The sequence below is a fragment of the Providencia sp. PROV129 genome (assembly GCF_028482245.1).
GTDB classification, from domain to species: Bacteria; Pseudomonadota; Gammaproteobacteria; order Enterobacterales; family Enterobacteriaceae; genus Providencia; species Providencia vermicola.
Map to the genome: position 1 here is coordinate 12415 of NZ_JAMPQD010000034.1, position 12710 is coordinate 25124.

The window sequence follows — 12710 nt, forward strand, 5'->3', positions numbered from 1 at the left end:
AGATAATATGATTATTGCTTGTAAGCATGCTGTATTGCACCCAGTGCATCACTGGCTAAAGCGCCACGTGATATCGCTTGGCGCATTAACTGCATACCTAAAGCGGTATGATGAAAAATCTTTTTATATGAATGACATAAATAATTATGGCGATATTTTTCACCTTCTATCGCCGTGATCCGGTGCTTAGGGCAACCACCATAACAAAGGCTTTGAACCTCACAGCGCTGGCAAAGATTAGTTAGCTTGTCATATTTATTTTGCCCAAAACGGACTTGCTGCTTAGAGGAGACAATACGAGAAAGGGAGTGTTGTTGTACGTTACCTAATCGATTTGCGGGGTACACATAGTGGTCACAGGAATAGACATCCCCATTAGATTCAATAATCAGCGCTTGCCCACACGTTTTAGATTGCACACAGGTTGATGCTGGATAGCCCATCCAAGTCCCTAATAAGCTATCAAATAGACGAATATAAACTTTGCCAATATCTCCTTGATGGATCCATTCATCAAAAACATCAGCCATAAACTGCCCATAACCTTCAGCGGGCACTGAAAAAGGTGCCATTACGGCATTTGGCCCAGGTGCATAATGGCCACCTTGGATATGAGGAAAGCGCCTATCCACCTCAACAATAGGGATAAACTGAAAAAACGTGGAACCCAATGCTTTCAACGCACGGTACGTTTCTTTCCCTTTCCGCCAATTTTGGTCATTAACAACGGTTAAGGTATTAAATTCAACACCATATTCAATCAAAAGCTGAATTGCTTTTTTAACACGCTCAAAAGTTGGGTTGCCATTAACGGAAATTCGATATTTATCATGAACTGCTTCTAAACCATCAATAGATACACCGATTAAAAAATGATGATCTGCAAAAAACTGCGCCCATTGCCGATTAATCGCTATCGCATTAGTTTGCACACTGTTTGTGATGGTTTTTCCTTGGGCATATTGCTTTTGATATTTTACAACTCGCTCAAAGAATTCGAGCCCTGCAAGTGTTGGCTCACCACCTTGCCATGAAAAATCGACCTGCTCACCTGCATGGGACTGGATATAGTCTTTAATATAACGACGTAGCACGTTATCAGGCATAACGTCATGTTGGTCTTGCGCAGGTTGCTCGTGAAACACATTTTCTTTTTCCAGATAAAAACAGTATTCGCATTTAATATTGCAGCGATAACTCGTGGGTTTCGCCATCATATGAAAGTAAGTGGGTTGGTTTGCAGGCATTTAAATTAATCCGAAACAGTCAGGTTATTTTTATAGCATTACCCAAAACACGAAAAATCAAAAGAGATTGAAATCACAAAACAGCAAAATGAAAGAATTTGAAAGAAAGTAGTTTGAGTTAGAACAATTGAAGAGAGTATAAATAACATACAGTAAACCGCTGACTTTTGTTTTTGATTTAAAGAAACTTCTCTTCCTTTCGAAATTTAAATATCACCTTCACACTTTATGCCGATTTTTGAGCTTATATTCCGCGAATTTTTTGCAAATATTGCTAATATTTATGCAAAATACCGAGTTTGCTCAGTAAAAGTACAATTATTGATACTTTATTGATTGGATACTTTCTTATTCGAAGATATGATATTTAAAATTTGAAAATATCCGTAAGCAAACAACACGCAAATCGAAACTTTGTGAAAGAGATCAAAAGTTTTGTTTTTTTTCGTTGTCGGTATTTTTTAGCGTAGTAAACTTAATTCGAAATCAAATGAAAGCAAATCATTTGGTTTCGTAAGGAGACGAAAGTGAAAGCGGCAGTTGAACGGCGTATGGAAATCCTCGACATGATTAACCAACAAGGTAAAGCACGAGTCGAAGATTTAGCCGAAATATTTAAAGTTTCAAGTGTCACCATCCGTAGCGATTTAAGCTTTCTTGAAAAGAATGGTTATGTGGTCCGCTCCCATGGGGCAGCAATTCCGAATACTGGGTTTATTGCTGAACTAAGCATCCACGAAAAGCGTGGGCAGAATGCGGGCACAAAAACATTAATAGGGGAAGCCGCCGCCGCGCTCATTAATGATGGCGACACGATCATTTTAGACTCGGGGACAACGACACGGGAAATTGCGACACACTTAAAGTCGCGGGATAACGTCGTTGTCATGACTAACGGTTTAGATGTCGCAATGGAGTTAGCAACAGCCGCAGGCGTTGATGTACTAATGACTGGCGGCGCATTGCGCAAAAATGCTTTATCGTTTTCTGGCTCACAAGCAGAAAATAGCCTCAGAAATTATCGTTTTGACAAGGTTTTTCTTGGGGTTGATGGATTCGATTTACGCGTTGGTATCACAACACACAATGAACAGGAAGCTAGCCTTAACCGGTTAATGTGTGAAATCTCGGAAACAGTTATTGCGGTTGCTGATTCTACGAAATTTGGTAAGCGCAGTTGTCATATGATCCGTGAATTCGCTGATATTGATGTTTTGGTGACAGACTCTGGCATTCCTGAAGAATATGTCCAAGAGTTGAAAAACCATAAAATTGAAGTAGTCATCGTCGATAAAGAGCAATAATTCGCTAACTCCATTAACAATACAACCGTGTTGATTGTGGAGTTAGTATTAATGCATCCTTTAGAAAAGATTGTTCAGCAAAATAAACTTGGTAAACAGAATGGTATTTATTCTGTTTGCTCAGCCCACCCATTTGTGATTGAAGCATCATTGCACCAAGCGCTGGATAATGATTCCTTTCTTTTAATTGAAGCCACATCGAATCAAGTTGACCAATTTGGTGGCTATACGGGTATGACTCCGGCTGATTTTTTCAATTATGTAGTTGAAAAAGCAGAAAAAATCAATTTCCCTCTGAATAAGTTAATTCTTGGTGGTGACCATTTAGGCCCTAATCGTTGGCAAGGGCTTAATGCCGCTGATGCCATGAATAATGCGGATGTCTTAATTGAGCATTACGTTGCCGCAGGGTTCAAGAAAATCCACCTTGATTGCAGTATGTCCTGTGCAGATGATCCCGTTCCACTCACGGATGAAATTGTTGCACAACGTGCCGCCCGACTCGCCGTTATTGCAGAAAAAACCGCCAAAGAAAAATTTGGTTACAGCGATATCGTGTATGTTATTGGTACTGAAGTCCCCGTACCAGGTGGAGCAACTGAAGCGCTTGAAGGAGTTGAAGTCACAGATCCACAAGCCGCGAGAAAAACCTTAGACTGCCATGCGAAAGCGTTCGAAAAAGCAGGTGTCGGTGACTGTTGGGCACGTGTTATTGGCCTCGTCGTTCAACCTGGTGTGGAATTTGACCATACTGGTGTTATTGATTACCAACCCCAAAAAGCACAAGCCTTGAGTAAAGTTGTTAATGACTATCCTCACCTCGTTTTTGAAGCACACTCAACCGATTACCAAACACCAGATGCCTATAAGCAGCTCGTTCAAGACCACTTTGCCATTTTAAAAGTTGGCCCTGCTTTAACATTTGCTATGCGAGAAGCCCTCTATTCTCTATGTGAAATTGAGGATGAAATGTTCCCGACGGAACAGTGTTCCCACTTAAAAGAGAAAATGGAACAGCTGATGTGCCGTGAGCCCGAATTTTGGCAAAAGTACTACCATGGTGATGCCCAGCAGCAAGCGTTTGCACGCGTTTATAGCTTTAGTGACCGAATTCGTTATTACTGGCCTGATAAAGAAATTAACCAAGCCATAGAAACACTGATGGCTAACTTATCTTCAAAACCGATCCCTTTACCACTTTTAAGCCAATACATGCCGCATCAATTCCAACAATTGAGAGAAGGCATGATCGACGGCTCAGCGAAGTCCTTTATTTTTGCAAAAATTCGCGACGTACTTTCGGTATATGCCGATGCATGTAAATTTAGTCACTGAGGTTTGACATGGAATATTTAAGCTATCAAACACCTGAACTCGAAAAGCTAAACGCATTCTGGACAGCAAAAGAAATTGAACAACAACCTGAGTGTTGGGAAAAAACAAACCAGCTAATACAAAAGCAACGCGCTGAAATTGATGCATTTTTAGCTAAAGTACTTCAGGCATCAAACGCACGGATTATCATGACAGGTGCTGGAACATCAGCCTTTGCAGGGCGCGCTCTTGCCCCTGTTCTAACAGGCCATTTAAAACGTCGCGTAGATGCCATTGCCACCACGGATTTAGTTGCCGACCCAAAAGAATATTTAGCGGAAGACGTACCAACGTTACTCATTTCTTTTGCTCGCTCGGGCAATAGCCCCGAAAGTGTTGCCGCCCTCGATGTGGCAGAAAAATGCTTAACTCAATGTTATCACTTAGTTTTAACCTGTAACGAACAAGGACAGTTATATCGTTATTGCCAAAATAATACCCATGCATTAGCCATTTTAATGCCTGAAGAGTCAAATGACCGTTCATTAGCAATGACGTCAAGCTTTTCATCCATGATGATGGCTGCACTGTGTATCTTCTTAACCGAATCCTTCTATTTAAACGAAATTAAACCTTATTTCCAAGATTATCACGACAGTTATACCCAATTTAACCGTCGTATCCGGGAAGATTATGCAGGTAAATTTAAACGAGTCATTTATTTAGGTAGTGGTGGCCTACAAGGATTAGCACAAGAAGCCGCCTTAAAAATGTTGGAATTAACGGCTGGTAAGGTCGTTGCTAACTTCGATACTCCTTTAGGCTTTCGCCATGGACCGAAATCTATCGTCAATAAAGAAACGTTGGTCGTGCTGTTTCTGTCAAACGATAAATACACCAGACAGTATGAAACTGACTTATTAAGAGAGGTAATTCACGATAATGCTTCAGCAAAAGTGATCGCGGTCACCTCCTCTTCTGATGACACACAAATAGAAGAAAGTTTTGTTTATATTAAAAAAATGGAGAAATGCTCAGACTCAGCCCTGTTTTTTCCTTATTTAATGTTAGCACAGGCCTTTGCATTCCATAGTTCCATTGCACTGGGGAATACACCTGATAACCCATCTCCAACTGGAGAAATTAATCGAGTTGTTCAAGGTGTCACTATTTACCCGTTCTCATATCAAGAAGATGGCGTCATACCTTCTTAATGATAAATATAGCTAATAATAAGAGAGCAATTATATGCACGCACCAAATATTGTCTGGACCCGAATCGATGAGCGTTTATTACATGGGCAAATTCGAATCACTTGGGGTAAACACACTGAAGCAAATTTAATTCTTGTTGCTAATGACGATGCTGCGGATGGCCCTAACGCCGCTTTTATGCAAGCAGGAATGAAAGCCTCCGCGGGTGGAGAATATGCCGTCCGGTTTTTCTCTATTGAAAAAACCATTGATGTCATTCACAAAGCATCTCCTCGTCAAAAAATCTTTATTCTTTGCAATAACCCAACAGATGTTGCTCGTCTTGTCGAAGGCGGCGTTCCTATCACTCACTGCAACGTCGGCAATATGCATTTCCATGAAGGAAAGCGCCAAATTGCCAAAACGGTGTCAGTGGATGAAAGCGACTTAGATGCATTTCGTCGGCTTGTTAACAAAGGAGTAGCTTGCACGATTCAAAATACTCCCGATCAAACCCCCGTTAATGTTCTGACTCTCGCATCAGCATAGGCAGAGTGAAATAACAACTTAACACTAAGGCGTTTAAGGAAAACTATTATGATTTATGAAGCTTCTCTTGTGGCTTTATGGGCCTTCTTTTGCGGTATAGATAAGTATGACGTTGCACTCAATATCCACCGCCCGCTGATCACAGGGCCTGTAGTTGGCCTGATTATGGGTGATATGCAAGTCGGTTTAATTGCAGGTGCAACATTAGAATTAGCTTGGCTTGGGCTTGTTCCAAATGCTGGGGCTCAGCCACCTGATGTCACTTTAGGAACTATCGCTGCTGTTGCATTTGCCATCATGACTAACCAGTCACCAGCGGTAGCTATGGGGATCGGAATGCCAATTGCCGTTCTCATGCAAATGATCATTATCGGGTTTTTCGCTATCACCGCATTCACCATGGGGAAAGCTGATCGCTACGCGGAAAAAGCGGATGCAGCTGGGATCTCCCGATTATTAATCGCCACAATTACCGTTCGTTCTTTACTCTATGCGATCGTCGCCTTTGTAACAGTTTACTTTGGTGAACACGCAGCACAGTGGATTGATGAAAACACGCCAAAAGTGCTCCTCGAAGGCTTAGGTATTGGGGCGAAAATGGTTCCAGCAATTGGTTTCGCTATGCTGTTAAAAATCATGTGGTCAAAAGAAGTGGCTGGCGTGTTCTTTGTTGGTTTCGTTATGACCACTTATCTCAAACTACCAATTATGGCCGTAGCAATACTCGGTGCATCTGCAGCGGCACTGTATTACTTCTTCAGCGGTAACAACAACAAGAATAACTCACAACAAAATGAGGATTTTGAAGATGGTATCTGATAACAAAACTGCAGTAGAAACCAAAAACTTACCAGCGGAATCCTACGTTGATGGCATTGATGAGTATCAAGATACCACTGTCCGCAAAGTCATCACGAAAGGCGATCTATGGCGTTGTGCTTTTCGCGGGCTATTTATGGAGGGTAACTTTAACTTTGAACGTATGCAGGGGGGAGGATTTGCATTCTCCATCATCCCAGCACTACGCAAAATTCATGGTAATAACAAACGTGATTATGCAACCGCACTGAAAAACCACTTACAGTTTTTTAATGCGAGTCCAAAATTATTTACTTTCTTACTTGGTACTGCTGTTGCCATGGAAGAAAACAAAGAGAAGCCTTCTACTGTTAACGTCATGAAAGTAGCGGGTATGGGCCCAACAGGTGGAATTGGCGATGCTATCGACCATATGACATTGATGCCACTGACTTTAGCGTTAGGTGCATCTATCGCAATGGAAGGCTCAATTGCTGGCCCATTCGTTTTCTTCTTTTTGTATCAAATTGTTCACTTTTTTGTCTATTTCGGCTTGATGTTCATGGGCTATCGCGCAGGTACTGCAGCGATGGTTAACATGAGCGACGCAACAGAAAAACTGGCTAAAGCCGCTAACATCATGGGTATTTTTGTGATTGGAGCACTTTCCGCCACTTTCATAAAGGTACAAACCACCGCCGCAGTCGAGGTGGGTGGCAAGGTGGTCGAACTACAAACCGCCTTGTTCGACAAAATCATGCCTAACTTGCTCCCTCTGTGCCTTGTCTTTTTGATGTTCAAAATGGTGAAAGGGACTGGTTTCTGGGCAAAACCGCCAGTACTTATCTTCTCTGTCTTAGCCTTCGGTGTTATTGGCCATGTACTTGGTGTGATGTAACAGAATCGTATTAAATTGTTTTTAGGTGGGTAACTAAGTTACCCACCAGCAAGGAGTTGTAAATGATTGGTTTGATTGTTTCTGGACACATTAATTTTGCAAGTGGCATGGCTTCCGCAGTTAAAGCCATCGCAGGTGAACAGGAAAATATGGTGTTTATTGATTTTGTTGAGACCCTTTCTCCCAACGAATTGGAACAACAAATGCGAGCAGCAATGGACACCATGAATTGTGAACATGTGCTTTTTCTCACCGACCTTCCTGGTGGAACCCCTTGTAATCGCGCTATGGCAATTATGATGGAAGATAAATCCGTTGAAGTTTTAGCTGGCGTTAATCTGCCGATGATCGTCAATGCGGCATTAGAGCGTGAAGGCGTTGATACAAAAGAACTTCTGTCTATCTTACACAATATTGGCACTAGCAGTATTCAAGACCTACGTCAGCAACTGGCTATGATATCAGCACCTGAATTTGAAGAAGATGGCCTATGAAACAGCAATATGCCATTTTAGCGGATCGCACCTTTACTCCAGAGGGAATTCGCTATCAGCAATATGTTCGAGTGTGTAACGGTATTATACAGGAAATTACGGATACCGCCCCCGAACACTGCCCAGTCATTCGTCTTGAAGGCCGCTCCTTACTACCAGGATTTGTTGATATCCATATTCATGGCCGTGCTGGTGCAGACGTCATGGATGCAAGCCAACAAGGGTTGCAAACCATTGCTGATGCATTAGTCAAAACAGGTGTTGTGGCTTGGGTGGGAACGACCGTCACCGCCCCCATGGATGATATCAAACGCGCACTAATCCAAGTGTGTGAATTTATCACCAAGCCGCAAACATCAGGCGCCCAATTAGTGGGTAGTTTTTTAGAAGGCCCTTACTTCACTGAGCGTCATCGGGGCTCACACCCTGTTAAATACTTGAAAGCACCAACTATTCATGAGTTGGAAGACCTTGTGCAATGTGCCAATCACACACTTTTGCGTGTTGCTGTTGCACCTGAAGCAGAAGGCGCCATTGAGGCTATTGATTGGTTAGTACAACACGGTATTAAGACTAGTGTTGCACATACTGCCGCTGATTTCATACAAACCAGTCTCGCATTTTCACATGGTGCAGATTGTGGCGTGCATCTTTATAACGGCATGACGGGTTTACATCATAGAGAGCCTGGTTGTTGTGGCGCAGTGTTGTACCACGATGTCCTTGCGGAACTGATTGCCGATGGCATTCATGTTCACCCTGTCATGATGCAGTTGGCTTATCGAATGAAAGGTTACCAACAGCTAGCGTTAATCACGGATTGCATGCGAGCTGGAGGGCTACCAGATGGTGATTATGCCCTAGGGGCACAGACGGTGAAAGTCACCCAAGGGCAAGCTCGCACTGCAGATGGTTCTCTTGCTGGTAGTACGTGCAGCCTTGATAACGCACTGCGCAATATGGTGCAACTCGCTCATGTTCCTGAGTGGGAAGCTGTACAAATGGCCACATCGGTCCCCGCTCAATACCTTGGAATTGATGACCAATTTGGCTACATCCGAGTTGGGGCTCAAGCTAATTTTGCCGTTGTTGATAATAATTTTTATCTAACAGACACATTCATCAGAGGTGAACACGTTCACTCTGTATTCGGGGATACCGACCATTAAGGTTGGTTACCTATCAGTAAATCATGAGGTATTTATAATGGAAATTCGTCAACCAATTCACAGTGAGCATGCAAAAACACTTGATACTGAAGGCTTACGCAAACAGTTCCTGATCGAGAACTTGTTCCGTGAAGGGGAAATGAATCTCACTTATAGCCATATCGATCGCATTATTGTGGGCGGCATTGTTCCAACACAAAAGCCACTCGCTCTTATGGCAGGAAAAGCATTAGGCGTTGAGTTCTTTCTTGAGCGTCGTGAACTAGGTGCAATTAATATTGGGGGGGCAGGTCAAGTTATCGTTGATGGCGAAACTTATGATATCGCACCAAAAGAAGCTATTTATATTGGTATGGGTGCTAAATCTGTCGAGTTTATCAGTAACGATGCCATTACCCCTGCACGTTTTTACATCAACAGTGCTCCTGCACACCATACCTATCCAACACGCAAAATTACTATCGAACAAGCTTCACCAGAAAAATTGGGTAATGTTGAAAATTGTAACGTTCGAACCATTTATAAATTCTTACACCCATCTATTTTACCAACCTGCCAATTATCAATGGGTATGACAGTTCTAGAGCCTGGCAGTTTATGGAATACCATGCCATGCCATACCCATGAGCGCCGTATGGAAGTGTATCTGTATTTCAACATGAAAGAAGACAATGTTGTTTTCCATTATATGGGTGAGCCTTCCGAAACACGTCACATTGTTGTTCGTAATGAACAAGCGGTCATTAGTCCAAGCTGGTCTATTCACTCAGGCGTGGGAACTGCGGCTTATACATTTATATGGGGAATGGTTGGGGAAAACCAGGTATTCCACGATATGGACCATGTCGCGATGAAAGATCTGAAATAACCCTTTTATCTTTTTAACATAATAAAAAACGATGTGGCAGTACTGTCACATCGTAAGTGAGGCACAGATGAACTTATTTGATTTAACAGGAAAAGTTGCGATTGTCACTGGATGTAATACCGGTTTAGGTCAAGGGATGGCAATTGGTTTAGCCCAAGCAGGCGCGGATATTGTCGGGGTTGGTATCCAAGATGCCCCTGAAACACGTGCTCAAGTTGAAGCTTTAGGCCGTAAATTTCACTATATTATCATGAATTTAATGGAACAAGATGGGTTACAAACTTTGGTTGATGATGCAGTATCCGCCATGGGCCATGTTGATATCCTTGTCAATAATGCGGGTATTATTCGCCGTGAAGACTTATTAGAGTTTAGTGAAAAAGATTGGGACGATGTGATTAATATTAATCAAAAAACCTTATTCTTTTTATCTCAACGCGTTGCGCGCCAATTCGTGAAACAAGGTAATGGCGGGAAAATTATTAACATTGCGTCAATGCTCTCGTTCCAAGGTGGTATTCGAGTTCCATCATACACGGCAAGTAAGTCAGCTGTCATGGGGCTCACTCGAGCACTTGCCACTGAACTTTCCCAATACAATATCAATGTGAATGCAATTGCCCCAGGTTACATGGCAACAGACAACACGGCGGCACTGCGCGCTGATGCAGATCGCAACGCAGCTATCTTAGAACGTATTCCAGCAGGCCGTTGGGGAACACCAGAGGATTTGGCAGGACCTGCCATCTTTTTAGCCTCCAAAGCAAGTGACTATATTAATGGTTATACCATTGCGGTTGATGGTGGCTGGTTAGCTCGCTAACCCATCTGGAGAAAAGAATGGAACAATCATCATTACCAAAACCATTACAACGTAATACAGTTTTAGACGATATGAAACGGGTTTACCGTTATCAATCAAAAAACCAAGTACGCAGTGTGCTTCGTCGTAGTGGCAAAACCCGTTTTATTAAAGATACGGACTGGGAACGTGGTGTTCTGTGGTCTTGTGTTGCTGCTGCATGGCAAGCAACACAGGATAACGAATATCTCGCTGGTGTATTGGATTACACATTACATACAGGATTTCGTACAGGACCTAACCCGCGATTTGCCGATGACCATGTCTGTACCCAAGCCTATTTAGCCGTAAGCTCACAATTTGATCATCCAGAAGTCCTTGAGCCCACTATTAACGCATTCAACCTTATGTTAGTTGAGCCAAAACCAGGTCGAGAGGACTGGTGGTGGTGTGACGCTCTTTTCATGGCTCCTCCCGCTTTTGCAGCATTATCTGCACATACAAGTGACAGCCGTTATTTAGATTATATGCATACTGCTTATTGGGATGCGATAGAACATTTACGAGATCCTGAAACTGGCTTAATTTATCGTGATTATCGCTATATTCCTGATGGCAAAGGTGGTGAGTTGCGTGAAAAAAATGGTGAAAAAGTATTTTGGAGTCGAGGTATTGGCTGGGTTATAGCTTCTATCCCGCGCATCTTACAATCTTTACCTGATGATTTTCCTGCTCGTCAGCAGTATGTGGATTTATTTACTCAGCTAATAGAAACTGTCATTCAATACCAACAAGAAGATGGTTTCTGGCGTACCAGTTTGCTGGATCCCCAAAGCTTTCCAGCTCCCGAAAGTAGTGCCACTGCGTTATTTTGCTATGGCTTAGCGTGGGGCTTAAACCAAGGTTTACTGGAAGAAACACACTACCTGCCTTTGCTCGAAAAATCATGGGGCGCACTACAAAGCTGTATTCATCCCAATGGGATGTTAGGTTGGGTGCAGCTTCCAGCATTCAACCCACGAGATGTCCAGTATGACCATAATATGGATTATGGCGCTGGAGCCTATTTATTAGCAGCAAGTGAAGTTATTCAACTCAAAATTTAATTTATTACAACCCAATTTACCATTGCTCAAGTTGTCATTTCATTAATTTATTTTTGGCCAATTTATTGGCCATTTTTCTTACTGTTTTTCGTATCATTCTTCCACTTTTATTTACATATCCAGCAATAAAAAAACCCACGATCACTCGTGGGCATATAGCTATTTAATAGAAAGTGATATCACCAGGTATATTGAATACCCACACGGAAACGTGTTTGTCGGTCACTTGAAAATCTATTTTCTTTTACATTACCCACTTCAACAAATGGGCGCCACAAAGCACCATCATCAGCTTTGATATCATAACGAAGACGAACATTGTGTTGATAATCGAATTTCTTATCATTATAAAGAGGTTGAGCGTTGTCAGCCATTTCCCACATTAAATCTAACTGATATTGTAAATCTAAATTACCCCATTTGTAGCCGATCCAACTATCAAACTCTTGGATCTTAGAGTGATAATTACTGCCATTCTCCCCTGCTTGGCCATAATCCCATACTTTCCATTTATAACGGCCTTGCAAACGAATGCCATTATCGAATGTATAATTTAAACGAACATAAGGAACATACACTAGACCTAATTTATCAAAATCAAGAGAAGCACCAACTAGTCCCACTAAATTTGGGTTCAATTTTTTATAATAAAATGCTGAGAATTCGGAGCCATCAATTTTCATTGCATCATAGGCACCATCTTTATTCCCATAACGAGCATCTAGTTCAAATCCAATATTTTTCCCTGTATCCAAAAAAGCCTTAATTCTATCTCCACTTTTTCCTGATGCATCTAAATATTGATGGCGATACTCAATTGTTGTTTTATAGTTATTTGCAAGAGCATATTGTGATGAAATTGAAAGTAATACTGCACTAGCAATAATTAATTTTTTCATTATCTTTATTCCAAAGCTGTGTACTATTTAAGCACGAGGATAGTGATTCCCTGTTTTATTAGAGAATA

General features: G+C 42.0%; 13 protein-coding genes. 11 read left to right on the plus strand and 2 right to left on the minus strand.

Features of this window, described 5'->3' with window-relative positions; genetic code table 11:
* Positions 1-11: 11 nt before the first annotated feature.
* Positions 12-1247 (minus strand): anaerobic sulfatase maturase, encoded by a 1236-nt coding sequence (locus tag PSF27_RS19485; protein WP_206086810.1) that lies wholly within the window; start codon positions 1245-1247, stop codon positions 12-14.
* 527 nt (positions 1248-1774) lie between these two features.
* On the opposite strand from PSF27_RS19485, the gene agaR reads away from it, so the two are divergent.
* The 11 genes from agaR to PSF27_RS19540 all read left to right on the plus strand — a co-directional run bounded on the left by agaR (position 1775) and on the right by PSF27_RS19540 (position 11743).
* Positions 1775-2551, plus strand: a complete 777-nt coding sequence (agaR, locus tag PSF27_RS19490; protein ID WP_206086811.1) for a transcriptional repressor AgaR — start codon at positions 1775-1777, stop codon at positions 2549-2551.
* A 51-nt stretch (positions 2552-2602) separates the two neighbouring features.
* A complete protein-coding gene (kbaZ, locus tag PSF27_RS19495; RefSeq protein WP_272682094.1) occupies positions 2603-3886 on the plus strand; it encodes a tagatose-bisphosphate aldolase subunit KbaZ in 1284 nt (427 codons plus the stop codon).
* An 8-nt stretch (positions 3887-3894) separates the two neighbouring features.
* Positions 3895-5079 carry an SIS domain-containing protein gene (locus PSF27_RS19500; protein ID WP_206086813.1) on the plus strand — a complete coding sequence of 395 codons (1185 nt, stop codon included), beginning with the start codon at positions 3895-3897 and terminating at the stop codon, positions 5077-5079.
* Positions 5080-5113: 34 nt separating this feature from the next.
* Positions 5114-5608 carry a PTS N-acetylgalactosamine transporter subunit IIB gene (gene agaV / locus PSF27_RS19505; protein WP_206086814.1) on the plus strand — a complete coding sequence of 165 codons (495 nt, stop codon included), beginning with the start codon at positions 5114-5116 and terminating at the stop codon, positions 5606-5608.
* Positions 5609-5656: 48 nt separating this feature from the next.
* Positions 5657-6427, plus strand: coding sequence for a PTS N-acetylgalactosamine transporter subunit IIC (gene agaW / locus PSF27_RS19510; protein ID WP_094962833.1), 771 nt, complete (start codon positions 5657-5659; stop codon positions 6425-6427).
* Positions 6417-7304: a PTS system mannose/fructose/sorbose family transporter subunit IID gene (locus PSF27_RS19515; RefSeq protein ID WP_206086815.1), complete on the plus strand. Its 888-nt coding sequence runs from the start codon at positions 6417-6419 to the stop codon at positions 7302-7304. Before agaW ends, PSF27_RS19515 begins: the two co-directional genes overlap by 11 nt.
* 62 nt (positions 7305-7366) lie before the next feature.
* On the plus strand, positions 7367-7798 hold the full coding sequence (agaF, locus tag PSF27_RS19520) for a PTS galactosamine/N-acetylgalactosamine transporter subunit IIA (protein WP_272682095.1): 432 nt from the start codon (positions 7367-7369) through the stop codon (positions 7796-7798).
* Positions 7795-8967: an N-acetylglucosamine-6-phosphate deacetylase gene (gene nagA, locus PSF27_RS19525; RefSeq protein ID WP_272682096.1), complete on the plus strand. Its 1173-nt coding sequence runs from the start codon at positions 7795-7797 to the stop codon at positions 8965-8967. Before agaF ends, nagA begins: the two co-directional genes overlap by 4 nt.
* 37 nt (positions 8968-9004) lie before the next feature.
* Positions 9005-9835, plus strand: a complete 831-nt coding sequence (gene kduI, locus PSF27_RS19530) for a 5-dehydro-4-deoxy-D-glucuronate isomerase (RefSeq protein ID WP_206086818.1) — start codon at positions 9005-9007, stop codon at positions 9833-9835.
* A 67-nt stretch (positions 9836-9902) separates the two neighbouring features.
* Positions 9903-10658 (plus strand): 2-dehydro-3-deoxy-D-gluconate 5-dehydrogenase KduD, encoded by a 756-nt coding sequence (gene kduD / locus PSF27_RS19535; protein WP_206086819.1) that lies wholly within the window; start codon positions 9903-9905, stop codon positions 10656-10658.
* 17 nt (positions 10659-10675) lie between these two features.
* Positions 10676-11743 (plus strand): glycoside hydrolase family 88/105 protein, encoded by a 1068-nt coding sequence (locus tag PSF27_RS19540; protein ID WP_272574377.1) that lies wholly within the window; start codon positions 10676-10678, stop codon positions 11741-11743.
* A gap of 179 nt (positions 11744-11922) precedes the next feature.
* Here the strand turns inward: PSF27_RS19540 and PSF27_RS19545 are convergent, their stop codons facing one another.
* The gene (locus PSF27_RS19545) at positions 11923-12642 is read right to left on the minus strand and encodes an oligogalacturonate-specific porin KdgM family protein (RefSeq protein WP_206086821.1); all 720 of its coding nucleotides are present in this window, start codon (positions 12640-12642) and stop codon (positions 11923-11925) included.
* Positions 12643-12710 lie beyond the last annotated feature (68 nt).

Bases quoted from the DNA above. Each gene is read 5' to 3' on its own strand.
- agaV (WP_206086814.1), top strand. From the start codon at position 5,114: ATGCACGCACCAAATATTGTCTGGACCCGAATCGATGAGCGTTTATTA.
- PSF27_RS19485 (WP_206086810.1), bottom strand. From the start codon at position 1,247: ATGCCTGCAAACCAACCCACTTACTTTCATATGATGGCGAAACCCACG.
- agaW (WP_094962833.1), top strand. From the start codon at position 5,657: ATGATTTATGAAGCTTCTCTTGTGGCTTTATGGGCCTTCTTTTGCGGT.
- PSF27_RS19500 (WP_206086813.1), top strand. From the start codon at position 3,895: ATGGAATATTTAAGCTATCAAACACCTGAACTCGAAAAGCTAAACGCA.
- agaF (WP_272682095.1), top strand. From the start codon at position 7,367: ATGATTGGTTTGATTGTTTCTGGACACATTAATTTTGCAAGTGGCATG.
- kduI (WP_206086818.1), top strand. From the start codon at position 9,005: ATGGAAATTCGTCAACCAATTCACAGTGAGCATGCAAAAACACTTGAT.
- PSF27_RS19545 (WP_206086821.1), bottom strand. From the start codon at position 12,642: ATGAAAAAATTAATTATTGCTAGTGCAGTATTACTTTCAATTTCATCA.
- kduD (WP_206086819.1), top strand. From the start codon at position 9,903: ATGAACTTATTTGATTTAACAGGAAAAGTTGCGATTGTCACTGGATGT.
- PSF27_RS19540 (WP_272574377.1), top strand. From the start codon at position 10,676: ATGGAACAATCATCATTACCAAAACCATTACAACGTAATACAGTTTTA.
- nagA (WP_272682096.1), top strand. From the start codon at position 7,795: ATGAAACAGCAATATGCCATTTTAGCGGATCGCACCTTTACTCCAGAG.
- PSF27_RS19515 (WP_206086815.1), top strand. From the start codon at position 6,417: ATGGTATCTGATAACAAAACTGCAGTAGAAACCAAAAACTTACCAGCG.
- kbaZ (WP_272682094.1), top strand. From the start codon at position 2,603: ATGCATCCTTTAGAAAAGATTGTTCAGCAAAATAAACTTGGTAAACAG.